This window comes from Solwaraspora sp. WMMA2065, from assembly GCF_030345075.1.
Classification (GTDB): Bacteria; Actinomycetota; Actinomycetes; order Mycobacteriales; family Micromonosporaceae; genus Micromonospora_E.
In genome coordinates this window covers 5798966-5814965 of record NZ_CP128361.1, presented here as the reverse complement: position 1 = coordinate 5814965, position 16000 = coordinate 5798966, and the positions used below count along the sequence as shown (strand labels likewise).

The window sequence follows — 16000 nt, the reverse complement described above, 5'->3', positions numbered from 1 at the left end:
GCGACCGGCGGTCATGCCGCCGGGTCGAGCGCGGTCAGCCAGCGCACCAACGTCCGGACCCCCCAGCCGGTTGCGCCCCGGGTCAGCTCGGCGTGGTCGTCGTCGGACCAGGCCGGGGCGGACATGTCGTAGTGTGCCCAACGGTCGCGCAACGGCCCGGTGAACTCGCGCAGGTAGAGCGCGGCCACCACCGAGCCGGCCCCCCGGTCCGGGGCGCTGAACAGGTCGGCGATCTCGCTGCCCAGGTACTCGACGTAGTCGGCGTGCAGCGGCATCCGCCACGCGCCCTCCCCGGCCGCCGCCGAGGCGTCGAGCAGCGCTCCGGCCAGGTCGTCGTCCTCGCTGTACAGCGCGGCGGTACGCCGGCCCAGGGCGATCGCGTTCGCCCCGGTGAGGGTGGCCAGGTCGACCAGATAGTCCGGGGTGAACCTGCTGACCGCGTAGCTGATCGCGTCGGCCAGCACCAACCGGCCCTCGGCGTCGGAGTTGGTGGTCTCGCTGGTCCGCCCGCCGTAGTGCCGCACCACGTCACCCGGGCGGAACGCGGCGCCGCTGAGCATGTTCTCGGCGAGCGGAACCAGCACGGTGAGCCGTACCGGCAGCTCCAGGTCGGCGGCCGCGACGGCGGTGGCGACCACCGCGGCGGCCCCGCCCATGTCCTTGCGCATCAGCTTCATCCCGTCCACCGGCTTGATCGAAATCCCGCCGGTGTCGAACGTGATGCCTTTGCCGGCGAGCACCACGTGCCGCCCGGCGTGCGGCGGGGACCAGTCGATCTCCACCAGGCGGGGACCGGCCGCCGAACCGCCGCCGACCGCCAGTAGCGCGCCGAACCCCTCGGCGGCCAGCTCCGCCGGGCCGCGTACCGAGACGGTCAGCCCGGGTCGGTCGGCCGCCGCGGCGACGACCTGATCGGCGAACCAGGCCGGGTTCTTGACCGAGGACGGCATGTTGGTCAGGTTCCGGGCCAGGTAGGTGGCGGCGGCGGTCGCCCGGGCGTACCGCAACGCTTGTTCGGCCGCCTCGGTGGGCGGATGGGCGAGCAGCACCACCGGCAGACCGTCGTGTGTCTGGTCGGTGTCTGCGGCCGGGCGGGACTCGCCCGGTACGACCGGGCGGGACTCGCCCGGCGCGGTGAACCGGTATCCGGCCAGCCAGCAGCCTTCGGCGAACCCGCGGACCGCCGCCGGGCCCGCCTGCGGTGGCACGGCGACCAGGCACGGACCTCCGACCGGCTCGGCGTCGACGGCCCGGCGCAGCAGCCCGCCGACGGCCGCGCCCGCCGTCCGCCAGCCGGCCTCGTCGGCCGGGCCGACCCCGACCAGGATCACCTGGTACGGCGAGTGCTGGGGCCGGTGCAGCACGTGAATCTCGCCGGCGCTGCCGTCGTGCCCGGTGCGGGTCAGCATCGCGGCGGCCGACGCGGTGAACTCCGCGCGGTCGCCGTCGAGCGCCAACTGGTCGGGCAGTGGTCCGAGCCGCGCGCCGGCCGGCCCGGGGTCCGGCTCGACGGGCAGGACGATGGTGCCGGCGGCGGTGGTCTCCGCCAGCAGACGGATGGCGAACACGCCGGGGTTACCTCCAGGTACAGGATTGGGTGCTGCCCACGGCGTACCGAGTCCGCCGACCCGGCGGGGGCCGGATCGGCGGACTCGTCAACCGTCGCTATGTCGACCCGTGGGCCAGCGTCGGCCCCGGGTCCGGCTCGATCAGCCTGCGGCGGCCTTCAGCGCATCACCGAGCGCGTTGGCCTCGTCCGGTGTCATCTCGACGACGAGTCGACCCCCACCCTCCAGCGGAACCCGCATGACGATGCCCCGGCCCTCCTTGGTGACCTCCAGCGGACCGTCGCCCGTCCGCGGCTTCATCGCCGCCATGTTGTCTCCCCTCAGACTTGCCCCAGGGCCGCTGGGGAGCACCCCAGCCACCTCGTAAGTCTCACCGCATCCCACTGCCACGGTGCCGACCAACGATTTTCCCTGATGAACACCGCCGGACCCAAACCGAGGCCACAATGCTGTGACAGCGTCTAGCTTATCTTGAAGTGGGCTGTCACAATGTGCGGTCATGCAGGCACGGTCGGCGCTCTTCGACCTGTTCGGTGACCATCTTCGGCCACGAGGTGGTCGCGCGCCCGTTGCTGCCCTGGTCAAGCTGCTGGCCCCGCTCGGGATCGCGCCGCCCGCCGTACGCACCGCCGTCTCCCGGATGGTCCGGCAGGGATGGCTGCAACCGCTTCGGCTGGCCGCCGGCCCGGGCTATCTGCTGACCCCGAAAGCCGCCCGGCGGCTGGACGAGGCGGCCGCCCGGATCTACCGCACCGGCAGAATCAGCTGGGACGGCAAGTTCGACCTGCTGGTACTCGACCCACCCGGCGGTCGGCGGGGCCGGCAACGGCTGTGCGCCAACCTGAGCTACCTCGGCTACGGGATGCTGGACGAGCACACCTGGGTGGCGACCCGGGCCGCCGGCGAGGTCGACGGCATGCTGGCCGAGGCCGGCGTACGGTTCGAGCGGTTCACCGCCGCGCACGCCGCCGGCACCACCGGGGCCGCCGCGCTGGTCCGCCGCGCCTGGGACCTGGCCGAGATCGGACAGGCCTACGAGCGGTTCGTCGCCGGGCAGCGACCGAAATTGGCAAAGGTGACCGTACGCAGCGACGACGAGGAGGCGTACGCCGCCCGGTTCCAGCTGGTCCACGCCTGGCGTGGGTTCCTGTTCCGAGATCCGCAACTCCCTCCGGCGCTGCTGCCGGAACGCTGGCCTGGGACGAGCGCGGCGACCTTCTTCGACCGGCACGCCACCCGGCTGCGCCCGGCCGCCGACCGGTACGTCGACAGGTGCCTGGAGCTCGGCCAGCGCGACGGCGGCCCGCGCTGAGCCGTACCGACGCAAACTCCAGCCAGCCTAACGAAAGGGGCGTCCGAGGTGACCGAGGCACTGATCGTCGACCGTCGGGGGGCGGTCGTCACGTTGACCCTGAACCGGCCTGACTCGCTCAACTCGCTGAACGTCGAGCTCAAGGAGGCGCTGCGCGACGCGCTGGCCGAGGTGGAGACCGACCCCGGCTGCCGGGCGGTGGTGCTGGCCGGCGCCGGGCGGGCCTTCTGCGTGGGTCAGGACCTGCGCGAACACGTCGAGACGCTGGAGTCCGGGACGGCTGAGCCGCTGGACACCGTCCGGGAGCACTACAACCCGATCGCCACGCGGCTGGCCGGGCTGTCCAAGCCGGTGGTCGCCGCGGTCCGCGGCGCGGCGGCCGGTGCCGGCGCTTCGCTGGCAATGCTGGCCGATCTGCGGATCGGTGGGCCACGGACCAGCTTCCTGATGGCGTTCGCCAACGTCGGGCTGGCGATGGACACCGGCGCCTCGTGGGCGTTGCCCCGGCTGGTCGGCTACCCGAAGGCGTCCGAACTGCTACTGCTGGCACAGCCGGTGCCAGCCGCCGAGGCACACCGGATCGGGCTGCTCAACCAGCTGGTCGACGACGATGAGCAGATTCTGCCGGTCGCCTACGAACTCGCCGAGCGGTTGGCGGCCGGGCCGACCGTCGCGTACGGGGCGATCAAGCGGGCGCTGTCCATCGGCGCCTCAGGTTCGCTGGCCGACGCGCTGGCCGCGGAGACGCAGGCCCAGTCGATCTGTGGTGCAACCACCGATCACCGGCAGGCGACGGCGGCGTTCGTCGCCAAGCAGCGGCCGGTGTTCGACGGGCGCTGAAGCCGGCACGGCCTGACCAGGAGCCGCGTGCCCGCTGACCGGGCCGCAGCCGTCAGTCGTCCTCCTCGGGGTCCTGGTTGGCCTCGGCACCGAGCACGAACGCCTGCATGGCAAGCTCGTTGCCGCTCGGGTAGACGAAGGCCGGCAGTTCGCGGGGCCCGAGCTCGCGCACGTACGACCAGAACAGCCGGACCGCCTCCGCCGCCGTCGGTGCCTCGATCGGCAGGTCGACGCTGACCAGCCAGGCGCGACGGTCACCGGCCGGGGCGAGCCGGCCGGCCAATGACCGGTAGGTGGCCACGTCCACCGGGGTCACCGCCCCGGTCAGCCGCAGGGCGGCCGCTGGCACCGGCTCGTCGAAGGCCCGGCAGGTGTAGTGCACCACCAGCGGTTCGGGCTCGGCCGCCCGGGTCTCCCCGCCCTCGGCGCCGCCGCCGGCTCCGCCGATCCGGCCGAGCGCGACGACGAACCGGGGGTCACCGTCGGAGACGACCAGCACCGGCGCACCGTACGGCGGCCGGGGGTCACCGTCGAGGCCGGTCAATTCCAGCGTGTCGTGGTGGAACAGCCGCTCCGCCTCGTAGCGCTGGGCCGGGATGACCACCGCCCAGGCGCCGGTGCCGGACCGGGCCGGGCCGGGCGTCGCGGGCTGATCGTCGAGCTGACTGATCTCGCGCATGCTCCTATCTCATCACGACGCGGGGCGGCGGATCACCGGACCACGACCGGACCGCCGGGCCGGGTCGGCGGCGGCACGTGGCAGCCGGCGACATGGTCGTCGACCATCCCCGTCGCCTGCATCAACGCGTACGCGGTGGTGGGTCCGACGAACCGGAGGCCGTGCCGTTTGAGCTCCCGGGCCAACGCGGTCGACTCGGCGGTGACTGCCGGCACCTGGTCCATCGAGGCGAGCCGGGCGGACCGGGGCGGCGGGGCGTGTCGCCAGAGCAGCTCGGACAGGCCGGTGGGCAGGTCGAGCACGGCCCGCGCGTTCGACACGGCGGCCTCGATCTTGGCCCGGTTGCGGACGATGCCGGCGTCGGCGAGCAGCCGCTCGACGTCGGCCGGGCCGTACCCGGCAACCTTCTCGATCCGGAAACCGTCGAAGGCGGCCCGGAACGCCTCCCGCTTGCGAAGGATCGTCAGCCAGGACAAACCGGACTGGAAGGCTTCCAGGGTCAGCCGTTCGTACAGTGCGTCGTCGTCGTGGACCGGGCGGCCCCACTCCTGGTCGTGGTACCGGCGGTAGTCGGCGGAACCGGCGCCCCAGCCGCACCGGGCCAGGCCGTCCGCCCCGACGCTCAGCCCGGTCACGGCAGCGCCCCGGTCTCGACCAGCCGGCCGAACTTCTTCAACGCCTGGGTCAGACTCACCTTGGAACCGGGCCAGAGCAACGGCCAGGCCACCCGGCCGGCGACGCCACCGGGCAGGTGGAACCACTCGTGCCAGACGACCTGGGTGCGGTCGTGGTCCATCTGAGTGCAGCGCAGCACTCCCGGGCCGCGCAGCAAGGTGCCGCAGTGCACCACCCGGACCTCGTACGGAGCGTCGACCCGGACGACCCGCATCTCGTCGCGCAACGCCACCGGACCGACCGCGGTGACTGCCGCGATCAGGCTGCCCTCGCCGCCGTCGCCCGAGACGACCTTCACATCGGTGAAGGGGATCCACTCGGACTGCCGCTCCCAGGCGGTAAAGGCGGCAAAGACTCGTTCGGCCGGGGCCCGGATGATGACCGTCGCGGTCACCTCGCCGGCGCCGGGGGTGCCGGCGGCAGCCTCGTTCGGACCGCTCACCTGGCAGCACCGTCGGCCGGGCGGATCTCCGGCCCGGCGGCTGCGTCGGCCGGGCGGCTCCCCGGCCCGGCGGCTGCGTCGGCCGTGGGCGACGGGGCGGACTCCGACCGGTCGGCGGACGCGGACTGCGGCTCGTCGGCGGGCACGGACTCGATCCGGTCGGCGCTGGCTGATTCCAGGGCCCCGGCCGGCTCCGTCGGGCCGGCGATGAGGTCGGCCGACTCGGTAGGGTCGGCCGACGCGCCGGCCACCGGGGTCCCCGCCAGGTCGACGGCCGGCACGAGGGCCGCGTCCCGGGCCCGCCGCAACTGGTCGGCGTCCTCGGTCCGCCCTTCCCGCAGCGCGGCCACCTCGGCCTGCAGCACCTCGATCAACTCGTCCTTGTACCCGATGTCGTACGCCGCCCGGCGCAGCGCCTGGTCGACCTGCGCCATCCGGTACCCGCGCAGCGCGGTGTCGAACCGCACCTGGCTGACGTCGTGCTCCAGCAGCGGCCGGGTGCCGGGCAGCGGGACCGCCCGCCCGTCCGGCTCGACCGGGACCAGCCCAGGGTCGTTGCCGGTGACGAGCACGGTGACCCCGAAGACGACCGCGGCGACGGTCAACGCGGCGACCAGAACGAGGAGAAACTGATCCATGACCGAATCGTGACATGCCGGCGCGGCGAGGGCGACCCCCGGCGGCGAGTCGCCGGCCCGCGGCGGGCTCTCCCGCCCCGGCGACCGCCGGCAGTTGGCGTACCGCAGCCGGATAGCCTCCTGGCAGGCGGGACGGGAACGGAGGCACGGATGGGGCGTACGCTTCGGCTCGGCCGACGGTCCCTGGCACCCGGGGACCTCGCGGTGATGGCGATCGTCAACCGTACGCCCGATTCGTTCTTCGACCGGGGCGCGACCTTCGCGGCGGACGCCGCCCTGCACGCGGTCGCCGCCGCGGTCGACGCCGGCGCGGACATCGTCGACATCGGCGGGGTGAAGGCCGGACCCGGGACCGCCGTCGACGTGGCCGAGGAGATCGACCGTACGGTCGGCACGATCGCGGCGGTCCGGGCCGCCTTCCCGGACCTGGTCATCTCGATCGACACCTGGCGGGCCGAGGTGGCCAGGGAGGCGGTCGTGGCCGGCGCCGACCTGCTCAACGACACCTGGGCCGGCGCGGACCCCCGGCTCGCCGAGGTCGCGGCGGCGACCGGGGCAGGATTGATCTGCTCGCACACCGGTGGAACCGCGCCGCGAACCCGACCGCACCGGGCCGCGTTCGACGACGTGGTGGCCGACGTGGTGGGTACCGTGACCGGCCTCGCCGAGCGCGCGGTCGGTCTCGGGGTACGGCCGGACGGCATCCTGATCGACCCGGCGCACGATTTCGGCAAGAACACCCGGCACTCGCTGGAGGTCACCCGGCGGCTCACCGAACTGGTCGACACCGGCTGGCCGGTCCTGGTCGCCCTCTCCAACAAGGATTTCATCGGGGAAACCCTGGATCTGCCGGTCGACCAGCGGCTGGAGGGCACCCTGGCGGCGACGGCGGTCTCCGCCTGGTTGGGTGCCCGGGTGTTCCGGGCGCACCAGGTCGCGGCGACCCGGCGGGCGCTGGACATGGTGGCGTCGATCCGGGGCGACCGACCGCCGGCGGTGTCCCGCCGGGCGTTGGCCTGAGCGGGTACGGGTCGACCCGTGGTCAGGTCCAGCGGAGGTCAGGTCCAGCGGAGCACGTTCTTGCGCCAGGCGTAGAGGATGCCCAGCGCCAGGACGGTCACGAAGAGGCCCATCTCGGCGACGGTGACCAGGCCGAACCCGGGCCGGTCGAAGATCACCGCCCAGGGGAAGAGGAAGACCGCCTCCACCGCGAAGAGCACGTACAGGAACGCGTACACGTAGTAGCGGATCTGCGCCTGGGCCCAGTCGCCGCCCACCGGGTCGAGGCCGCACTCGTAGCTGGCCCGTTTACCGACCGGGTCGGCCGGGCGCCCCGGCCGTAGCAGCCGGTTGGCGCCGTAGCCGACTGTGAAGAAGGCGACGCCGACCAGCAGCAACAGCCCCAACGTCGCGTACGAGCCGAGGTAGCCCTGCATGTCCGGCAGCCTACCGTCCGGTCGTCGGGTCGGCGTGGGCCGAGCGGTGGAGACCGACGTCGCCACCCCGTGACCGTCGGGTGATTCCAGTCCCACCGGGCGGACCCGAGCCGGGTATCCGACCCGATCCGACGTAGGCTCTGCTGAGAGTGTCACCATGGTTAGGACGCCCTTACCGGGACACCCATCGTGGCGCCGGGCAACGGTAGCGCCACGGCCGGCAACAGCCGCAGGACCGCCGGCAACCGCCCCAGCACGGCCGGCGATCCACGCCGCCGGCAGGAAACGAGGAGGTCAGCTCACGTGACCAAGCAGGTCCGTCAACTGGATCGGGTGGTCATCCGTTTCGCTGGCGACTCCGGTGACGGCATGCAGCTGACCGGCGACCGGTTCACCTCGGAGACCGCGCAGCTCGGCAACGACATCTCCACGTTGCCGAACTTCCCGGCCGAGATCCGGGCTCCCGCCGGCACCCTGCCCGGGGTGTCCAGCTTCCAGGTGCACTTCGCCGACTACGACATCCTCACCCCCGGCGACTCGCCCAACGTCTTGGTCGCCATGAACCCGGCGGCGCTGAAGGCGAACCTCGGTGACCTGCCGCGCGGCGCGGACATCATCGTCAACACCGACGAGTTCACCCGCCGCAACCTGGCGAAGGTCGGGTACGCCACCAGCCCACTGGACGACGGCTCGCTCGACGGGTACGCCGTACACCCGGTGGCGCTGACCTCGATGACCATCGGCGCGCTCGCCGAGCTGTCCGTTTCGAAGAAGGACGCCGAGCGGGCGAAGAACATGTTCGCGCTGGGTCTGCTCTCCTGGATGTACTCCCGGCCCTACGAGTCCACCATCCGGTTCCTGGAGCGCAAGTTCGCCAAGCGCCCGGACCTGGTGGCGGCGAACATCGCCGCGTTCAAGGCCGGCTGGAACTTCGGCGAGACCACCGAGGATTTCTCGGTACGTTACGAGGTCAACCCGGCCCGGATGCGCCCGGGCACGTACCGCAACATCACCGGCAACGCGGCGCTGTCGCTCGGGCTGGTGGCCGCCGGGGTCCGGGCCAAGCTGCCGGTCTTCCTCGGCGCCTACCCGATCACGCCGGCCTCGGACATCCTGCACGAGTTGAGCAAGCACAAGCGGTTCGGTGTGGTCACCATGCAGGCCGAGGACGAGATCGCCGCGGTCGGTGCGGCGCTCGGCGCGGCGTACGGCGGCGCCCTCGGCATCACCACCACCTCCGGGCCCGGCGTGGCGCTCAAGGGCGAGACCATCTCGCTCGCCGTCGCGTTGGAACTGCCGCTGGTGATCGTCGACGTGCAGCGGGCCGGGCCGTCCACCGGCATGCCGACCAAGACCGAGCAGGCCGACCTGAACATGGCGCTGTTCGGCCGGCACGGCGAGGCACCGGTCGCGGTGATCGCGCCGCGCTCGCCGTCGGACTGCTTCCACGCCGCCATCGAGGCGGCCCGGATCGCGCTCACCTACCGCACCCCGGTGCTGCTGCTGTCCGACAACTACGTGGCCAACGGTTCCGAGCCGTGGCTGCTGCCCGAGGTCGACTCCCTGCCCGACCTGCAGGTCGAGTTCGCCACCGAGGCCAACGACGACGACGGCAAGACCTTCCTGCCGTACCTGCGCGACCCGCAGACGCTGGCCCGGCCGTGGGCGATCCCCGGCACCCCCGGCCTGGAGCACCGCATCGGCGGTCTGGAGAAGGCCGACCGCACCGGCGACATCTCCTACGACCCGGCGAACCACGACTTCATGGTGCGGACCAGGCAGGCCCGGATCGACGCGATCCCGGTGCCGGACGTCGAGGTGGAGGATCCGAACGGCGACGCCCGGACGCTGGTGCTCGGCTGGGGGTCGACGTACGGACCGATCGGCGCCGCCTGCCGGGCGCTGCGCCAGCGTGGCCTGTCGGTCGCCCAGGCCCATCTGCGGCACCTGGCACCGCTGCCGGCCAACCTCGGCGAGGTGCTGCGCAACTACGACCGGGTGGTGATCCCGGAGATGAACCTCGGTCAACTGGCCCACGTGATCCGGGCCCGTTACCTGGTCGACGCGATCGGTTACAACCAGGTCCGTGGCCTGCCGTTCACCGCCACGGAGCTGGAGACCATGCTGGAAGAGGTCGTGAAGAATGTCTGAGCCCGCCCGCAACGGACGCCCCGGCGGTACGCCGGTGGCGGTCAAGCTCACCGCCAAGGACTTCAAGTCCGACCAGGAGGTGCGCTGGTGCCCCGGCTGCGGTGACTACGCGATCCTCGCCGCCGTGCAGTCGTTCATGCCGGAACTGAACATGCCCCGGGAGCGGATCGTCTTCGTCTCCGGCATCGGCTGCTCGTCGCGCTTCCCGTACTACATGAACACGTACGGCATGCACTCCATCCACGGCCGGGCGCCGGCGATCGCCACCGGTCTGTCGGTGTCCCGCCCGGACCTGTCGGTCTGGGTGGTGACCGGGGACGGTGACGCGCTGTCGATCGGCGGCAACCACCTGATCCACGCGCTGCGCCGCAACGTCAACCTCAAGATCCTGCTGTTCAACAACCGGATCTACGGGCTGACCAAGGGGCAGTACTCGCCGACCTCCGAGCTGGGCAAGATCACCAAGTCGACGCCGGTCGGCTCGGCGGACTCACCGTTCAACCCGCTGTCGCTGGCCCTCGGCGCCGAGGCGACCTTCGTCGCCCGGACCATCGACTCCGACCGTAAGCATCTGCAGTCGGTGCTGCGCGCCGCCGCCGAGCACCAGGGTTCGGCGTTCGTGGAGATCTACCAGAACTGCAACATCTTCAACGACGGCGCGTTCGAGCAGTTGAAGGAGCCGGCGACCCGGGACGACTACCTGATCCGGCTGGAGCACGGCCAGCCGATCACGTTCGGGGCCGACGGGCAGTTCTGCGTGGTCCACCCGCCTGGCGGTTTCGGGTTGGAGGTCCGCGAGACCGCGTCGGTGCCGGCCGAGCAGATCGTGGTACACGACGCCACGATCGCCGAGCCCGCCTATGCGTTCGCGCTGTCCCGGCTGCCCGCCGCCGATCTGCGCAACACGCCAATCGGGGTGTTCCGCAGCGTGTCCCGGCCCAGCTACGACAGCTTGATCCAGACCCAGGTCGAGCAGGCCCGGGCGGCGGCCGAGGGCACCCCGGAGGAGCAGTTGGCCGGGCTGCTGCGCAGCGGCGACACCTGGTCGATCAACTGATCGGTGCCGGTCGGCTCGGATGTCAGCCGATCGACGGCGTGCTGGCCGAGGTGCGGTCGTCCCGCACGTAGACCAGCAGGTCACCTGTCTCGATCTTGACGCTGTCCGGGTCGGCGAGCGACACCACCCGGCCGCGCCGGATCAGCGCGATCACCAGGTTGGCCAGTTGCCGAGGTGAGGTGCCCACCTCGTCGCGGTTCGCCGAACGCATCGCCAGCGCCATCCCCTGTCCCGGGGTGAGCAGATCCTCGACCACGTCGATCAGCGGCGGTGCCGACGTGGACAGGCCGAGCAGCCGGCCCGCGGTGGCGGACGAGACGATGACATGGTGCGCGCCGCTCTGCCGTAGCAGCGGCGCGTTCTCCGCTTCCCGGGCGGCGGCGATGATCCGTACCTTCCCGGCGGTCAACTGCCGGACGGTCAGCGTGACCAGGACTGAGGCGTCGTCGCTGTCGGTCGCGATGATCACCGCCTTGGCATGCTTGACGTGCGCCTCGTTGAGCACCGACGAGCGGGTGGCCGATCCTTCGATGGCCACCAGCCCGGCGGAGGTCGCCTGCCGCAGGGCGATCCCGCTGCTCTCCACGACGACGATGTGCTGCTTGTCGAAGCCGTTCTCCAGCAGCGCGGAGACGGCGCTGCGGCCCTTGGTGCCGTAGCCGCAGATGATGACGTGATCCTTCACGTTCTTTCTCCACCGGGTCAGTCGAAGGTTCGTCCGGTACTGCTCGGTGAGCACCTCCAGGGTGGTGCCGACCAGGATGATCAGGAAGACCACCCGGGCGGGCGTGATGATCAGGACGTTGACCAGCCGCGCCGTCTCGGTGACCGGGGCGATGTCGCCGTACCCGGTGGTGGAGAGGCTGACCACCGCGTAGTAGAAGCTGTCGAGCAGCGAGACTCCGTCACCGTTGGCGTCCCGGTAGCCGTCGCGGTCGGCATACACCACGGCCACCACGCCGAGCACCAGGCCGACCGCCGCCGACAGCCGCAGGCTCAGTGCCCGCAACGGCCCTTGCCGTACGGCGGGAAAGTGAATCACCGCCGGCCCGCCTCCGCCTTCATATCCCCGTACACGCCCACAACATAGCTGTTCCGTGCCGCCTGATCTTGATCGCCTGGACAACACCTTGTGCCAGGTGCGTCCGGGGCGGAAGCAGTCGTATCCCGCCGCCTCAAATCTTGCTTAGAGACATTGCATCGGGACGCAGTGTTGTTGATGCTCACCCGGCGAGCCCATCCATCCGCCAGTTCCGGAGCAGCCTGTGAACCCGCCACGACCCACCGCCATTCCCGCGATCACCCCGGGGACGGTATTGCGACTCGGCAAGAACGACTGGCGGTACGGCGGACACAATCTCATACTTCAGGTGGAGCAGATGCGACCCGATCTGTCGGCCTACTACGACAATCGGTGGGTGTGGATCATCGGACGTTCCCTCGGAACGGATGGTGGCGGCCTCGGCCGAATGGTCGCCCTGGTCCGGGTCGCCGCGTTGCCCGGTGCACCCCGGGCCGACGCCGCCGACGCCGGCTGATCGGACCGTCCGGGTGACCGGGGATCAGGGCCGGGCAGGCTGGAGGGCCGCAACGGCCGGGCGATGTGACCGGTCCGGCCGACTCGTCTGTTTACACACCGGTCGACAAACGATCAGGCTGACTACAGATCGACTCCAGCTGATGCCGTGAGACTGTGGACACGCTTGTGACCCACCGGTAACAAGCATGCCGACGCCACCCGACGGACCGTCCACCGGAGGTATCGCTATGTCCCGACGCCTGACCACCCTGCTCACCGCCGCCCTGCTCGGCCTCACCGCCGCCCTCGGCACGGCCGGCCCCGCCGCCGCCGTGCCCGCCGACAAGCCCACGGTGCTGTCCAACTGGACCCAGACCAGCGCGAGCAGCTACAGCGTCTGGAACTCGGCCCGGCTCAACCAGGGCGCCTGGGCCGCGTACCAGTTCGACTGGTCGACCGACTACTGCTCGTCCAGCCCGGACAACCCGCTCGGGTTCGACTTCCGGCTCTCCTGCCACCGGCACGACTTCGGCTACCGCAACTACAAGGCGATCGGCCAGTTCTCCGCCAACAAGGCACGGGTGGACAGCGCCTTCTACGAAGACCTCAAGCGGGCGTGTGCCCGCTACAGCAGCTTCGTCCGGCCGGCCTGCCTGAGCCTCGCCTGGACGTACTACCAGGCGGTGCGCATCTTCGGCGTGCCGGTCGTGAACGCCGCCGACCTGGAGCGGGCCCGGCAGCTGCAGGCCGCCGGGCCGCGGCTGGCCGGGACCGACTGACCGGCACCGCACCGGCCGGCCCTCCCTCTCCCCCGGGTCCGGGCCGGCCGCTGGTCAGCACAGCTGCGGCACGAGCCGCCGGTCACCACGGCCGTGCCGGCCGCCGGTCACCACGGCCGCCGAGCGGGCCACCGTCACCGACCGCGTCGGCGGATTCGTCGGCGAACCACCGGGCGCCGGTCGTCAGATCCGGATGCTCCACCGCGAGCGCCAACGCCGCCGCCTCGACCAGACTCATCCGGCTACCCTGCGCGTACCCGGCATCGAACGCGCTGTCGCCGATCGCCGACCGTACCTTGGCCTGCTCCTGCGCCCAGTAGCCGCCGAACATGCCGGCCGTGCTGCGCAGCGCCGAGCGGGTCGCCTGAGCGGCACCGAACAGGCGGGCAGCGGTCGACGGGTCACCGCCCAGCGCGCACCGGACCGCCATCGCGTTCAGCGTGTCGCAGGCCCGCCGGTGGAACCCGTACCGCATTCGGGACCGCAGCGCCACCACCAGGTGGTCGTGCGCGGCGACCAGGTCCCGGCGGCCCAACGCCACCAGCCCGAGCAGCATGTCCACGGTCCGCCGGCCGCGTTCCGCCGGCCGGGCGGCCTCCGCCGGCCGGGCGGTGGCCAGCACCTCGGCGGCCTCGTCCAACGCCCCCCGCCGGCAGAGCAGCTCGGCCAGGCTGTACACGGCGAACAGCGCGTCGCCGACCGCGCCGTTCGCCGCCGCCCAGTCGATCACCCGCCGGCACACCTGCTCGGCCTCGACGAACTGTCCGAGATCGATGAGCGAGGCACCCCGACCGGCCAGCACCCGGGCCAGCAGACCCGCGTCGCCGGCCTGCCGGGCGGCGGCCTCCGCCCGGTGCGAGAACCGCATCTCCTCGCCGAACTCGCCGTCCGCGCCCGCGTGCTGCGAATGCATGTGGTACGCGGCGGCCAGCTCCGCCTCGGGAATCGCCTCGCCGGTCTCGGCGATCCGCCCGTACAGCCGGAACAGCCACAGCCTGCCTTCCCTGGCCAGGCCGCGTTCGCGCCACCACTGGTCGAGCCCGCTGGCGAGCTGCAGGCCGCGCCGGGCGCTGCCACCGGTGGTGCTCCACCGCAGCGCGGCCCGCAGCTCGTCGGCCAGCGGGTCGAGGGTGTACAGCGAAAGGGTGACCGGCTTGCCGTCCGGACCGAGGTAGGCACGCTGCAACGCGTGCAGCGCCCAGGCCACGTGCCGGTCCCGGGCAACCTGCTCCTCGCCCGCTTCGACCAGCCGCCGTGCCGCGTATGCCCGGATCGGGTCGAGCATCCGGTAGCTGGTGCCGCCGGCGGCCGGCTCGGCCTGGATCATCGATTTGTCGACCAGCACCGCCAACGGCCCCAGCGGATCGTCGTCGAGCAGCCACTCCACGGTGGCCAGATCGATCGGTCCGGCGAAGACCGACATCCAGCGCAGCAGCCGGGCCGCCCGGGGGGCCAGCGTCCGGTAGGACCAGGTGACCGTCGCCTGTAGCGTGCCGTGCCGCCGTCCGGCGGAGCGCTGCGCGTCGACCGGCTCCTCCTGCCCCGCGTCCAGCACCCCCAGGACATCGTCGAGGCGGTCCACGAGCTGCCCGACGGAGAGCACCCGCAACCGGGCGGCGGCGAGCTCGATCGCCAGCGGCAACCCGTCCAGCCGGGCCGCCACCCGGTGCAGCTGGGCGGACTCGGTCGGACCCGGCGGGTGCCCGCCACGGGCCGCCGCCGTGCGGTCCAGCAACAGCGCCACGGCATCGCTGGGGCCACCGGCCGGCCCTGGTTCGGCCGACATCGGCGGAATCCGCCACACCACCTCGCCGGGCACCCCCAACGGCTCCCGGCTGGTCGTCAGCACCCGGACCTGCCGGCCACCGCCGAGCAGCCGGGCGATCACCTCGGCACACGCCGCCGGCTGAGCGTCACAGGTGTCGAGCACCAGCAGCAGCCGGCGGGCGGCCGCGTACTCGACGACGGTGTCCAGGATCGGCCGGCCCGGCTCCGGCCGCAGGCCGAACACCGCGGCGACAGCAAACGCGACCAGCCCGGGATCGGTGACCGTCGCGACGTCGACGAACCACACCCCGTCCGGATGGCCGGCCGGAGCCGGGTCCGCAGCCGGTGATTCGGCGGCGGCACCGCCGCTGGCGTCGGCCGCGACCTCGATTGCCAGCCGGGTCTTGCCGGCGCCGCCGGCACCCACCACGGTGACCAGCCGGTGTTCGGCGACCAGCTGGCGCAGCTCGTGGCGTTCGGTCCGGCGACCGACGAAGGAACTGACCTGATTGGGCAGGTTGTGGCTGGCCGAGTCGGCCGTACGCGGTCTGGGGAACTGCCGCTCCAGCCCGGCGGCGATCAGCTGGAACAGCCGCTCCCGGTCGTCGAACCCGCGCAGCCGGTGCAGGCCGAGATCGAGCAGCGAGACGCCGACCGGCAACGGGTCGGCGGCCTGGGCGGTCGCAGCGGAACAGAGGACCTGGCCACCGTGCGCCGCCGCCGCGATGCGCGCCGCACGGTGTACCTCTGGACTGGCGTACTCGCCCCCGACCGGCTCGGCCTGCCCGGTGTGCAGCCCCATTCGTACCCGGGGTGCGACATCCGGGGTCGGCCACTCGTGCGCGGCCAGCGCCCGCTGCGCGCGCAGGCAGGCGTCCAGTGCGGCGGACGCGTCCGCGAACGCCACGAAGAACGAATCCCCTTCGGTGAACAACTCGGTGCCGTCGCTGGCCGACAAGGTACGCCGGACCAACCGTCGGTGTTCGCTGAGCACCGGGCGGTAGTCGCGGCCGAGTAGTCGGGCCAGCCTCGTCGATCCTTCGATGTCGGTGAACATGAAGGTGACCAGTCCGCTCGGCAGTGCGATCGGTGCCGACACCCGTGGAACCTCCGCCCCGCTGGGAAGTCGCGTTCATG

Annotated in this window: 16 protein-coding genes; 7 read left to right on the top strand and 9 right to left on the bottom strand. The window is 72.1% G+C overall.

The genetic code is table 11. The features are described from left to right. Window positions 1–11: 11 nt before the first annotated feature. Complete coding sequence (locus O7610_RS26465; RefSeq protein WP_502959121.1) at window positions 12–1469, bottom strand: leucyl aminopeptidase family protein; 1458 nt, start codon at window positions 1467–1469, stop codon at window positions 12–14. A 240-nt stretch (window positions 1470–1709) separates the two neighbouring features. Further along, on the bottom strand, window positions 1710–1877 hold the full coding sequence (locus O7610_RS26460) for a DUF3117 domain-containing protein (RefSeq protein ID WP_007455245.1): 168 nt from the start codon (window positions 1875–1877) through the stop codon (window positions 1710–1712). 190 nt (window positions 1878–2067) lie between these two features. On the opposite strand from O7610_RS26460, the gene O7610_RS26455 reads away from it, so the two are divergent. Together O7610_RS26455 and O7610_RS26450 are read left to right on the top strand one after the other, a co-directional pair. Then, window positions 2068–2880 carry a PaaX family transcriptional regulator gene (locus O7610_RS26455; protein ID WP_281553082.1) on the top strand — a complete coding sequence of 271 codons (813 nt, stop codon included), beginning with the start codon at window positions 2068–2070 and terminating at the stop codon, window positions 2878–2880. 48 nt (window positions 2881–2928) lie between these two features. Beyond that, window positions 2929–3720, top strand: coding sequence for an enoyl-CoA hydratase-related protein (locus tag O7610_RS26450; RefSeq protein ID WP_281553081.1), 792 nt, complete (start codon window positions 2929–2931; stop codon window positions 3718–3720). A gap of 52 nt (window positions 3721–3772) precedes the next feature. On the opposite strand, the gene O7610_RS26445 is transcribed toward O7610_RS26450, so the two are convergent. Genes O7610_RS26445 through O7610_RS26430 form a run of 4 tightly spaced genes read right to left on the bottom strand, consistent with a single transcriptional unit; the run spans window position 3773 to window position 6154 of the window. Then, window positions 3773–4399, bottom strand: a complete 627-nt coding sequence (locus tag O7610_RS26445; RefSeq protein ID WP_281553080.1) for a hypothetical protein — start codon at window positions 4397–4399, stop codon at window positions 3773–3775. A gap of 32 nt (window positions 4400–4431) precedes the next feature. Next, window positions 4432–5034 carry a DNA-3-methyladenine glycosylase I gene (locus O7610_RS26440; protein ID WP_281553079.1) on the bottom strand — a complete coding sequence of 201 codons (603 nt, stop codon included), beginning with the start codon at window positions 5032–5034 and terminating at the stop codon, window positions 4432–4434. Beyond that, window positions 5031–5516 carry an SRPBCC family protein gene (locus O7610_RS26435; protein WP_281553078.1) on the bottom strand — a complete coding sequence of 162 codons (486 nt, stop codon included), beginning with the start codon at window positions 5514–5516 and terminating at the stop codon, window positions 5031–5033. Before O7610_RS26435 ends, O7610_RS26440 begins: the two co-directional genes overlap by 4 nt. Then, entirely contained in the window at window positions 5513–6154 is a 642-nt protein-coding gene (locus tag O7610_RS26430; RefSeq protein WP_281553077.1) for a DivIVA domain-containing protein, read from the bottom strand. The genes O7610_RS26435 and O7610_RS26430 overlap by 4 nt, the downstream gene beginning before the upstream one ends. 150 nt (window positions 6155–6304) lie before the next feature. Between O7610_RS26430 and folP the strand changes: the two genes are divergently transcribed. Then, complete coding sequence (folP, locus tag O7610_RS26425) at window positions 6305–7174, top strand: dihydropteroate synthase (RefSeq protein ID WP_281553076.1); 870 nt, start codon at window positions 6305–6307, stop codon at window positions 7172–7174. A 38-nt stretch (window positions 7175–7212) separates the two neighbouring features. Here folP and O7610_RS26420 read toward each other — a convergent pair whose 3' ends face one another. Then, window positions 7213–7590: an NADH-quinone oxidoreductase subunit A gene (locus O7610_RS26420; protein ID WP_281555407.1), complete on the bottom strand. Its 378-nt coding sequence runs from the start codon at window positions 7588–7590 to the stop codon at window positions 7213–7215. Window positions 7591–7893: 303 nt separating this feature from the next. Between O7610_RS26420 and O7610_RS26415 the strand changes: the two genes are divergently transcribed. Next, window positions 7894–9741, top strand: coding sequence for a 2-oxoacid:acceptor oxidoreductase subunit alpha (locus O7610_RS26415; protein WP_281553075.1), 1848 nt, complete (start codon window positions 7894–7896; stop codon window positions 9739–9741). Beyond that, window positions 9734–10798, top strand: coding sequence for a 2-oxoacid:ferredoxin oxidoreductase subunit beta (locus O7610_RS26410; protein WP_278171615.1), 1065 nt, complete (start codon window positions 9734–9736; stop codon window positions 10796–10798). The genes O7610_RS26415 and O7610_RS26410 overlap by 8 nt, the downstream gene beginning before the upstream one ends. Before the next feature lie 22 nt (window positions 10799–10820). On the opposite strand, the gene O7610_RS26405 is transcribed toward O7610_RS26410, so the two are convergent. Next, entirely contained in the window at window positions 10821–11840 is a 1020-nt protein-coding gene (locus O7610_RS26405) for a potassium channel family protein (protein WP_281553074.1), read from the bottom strand. A gap of 223 nt (window positions 11841–12063) precedes the next feature. On the opposite strand from O7610_RS26405, the gene O7610_RS26400 reads away from it, so the two are divergent. Both O7610_RS26400 and O7610_RS26395 read left to right on the top strand, forming a co-directional pair. Then, window positions 12064–12336 carry a hypothetical protein gene (locus O7610_RS26400; protein ID WP_281553073.1) on the top strand — a complete coding sequence of 91 codons (273 nt, stop codon included), beginning with the start codon at window positions 12064–12066 and terminating at the stop codon, window positions 12334–12336. Window positions 12337–12565: 229 nt separating this feature from the next. After that, on the top strand, window positions 12566–13096 hold the full coding sequence (locus O7610_RS26395; protein WP_281553072.1) for a phospholipase: 531 nt from the start codon (window positions 12566–12568) through the stop codon (window positions 13094–13096). An 82-nt stretch (window positions 13097–13178) separates the two neighbouring features. Here O7610_RS26395 and O7610_RS26390 read toward each other — a convergent pair whose 3' ends face one another. Then, the gene (locus O7610_RS26390) at window positions 13179–15962 is read right to left on the bottom strand and encodes an ATP-binding protein (protein ID WP_281553071.1); all 2784 of its coding nucleotides are present in this window, start codon (window positions 15960–15962) and stop codon (window positions 13179–13181) included. Window positions 15963–16000 lie beyond the last annotated feature (38 nt).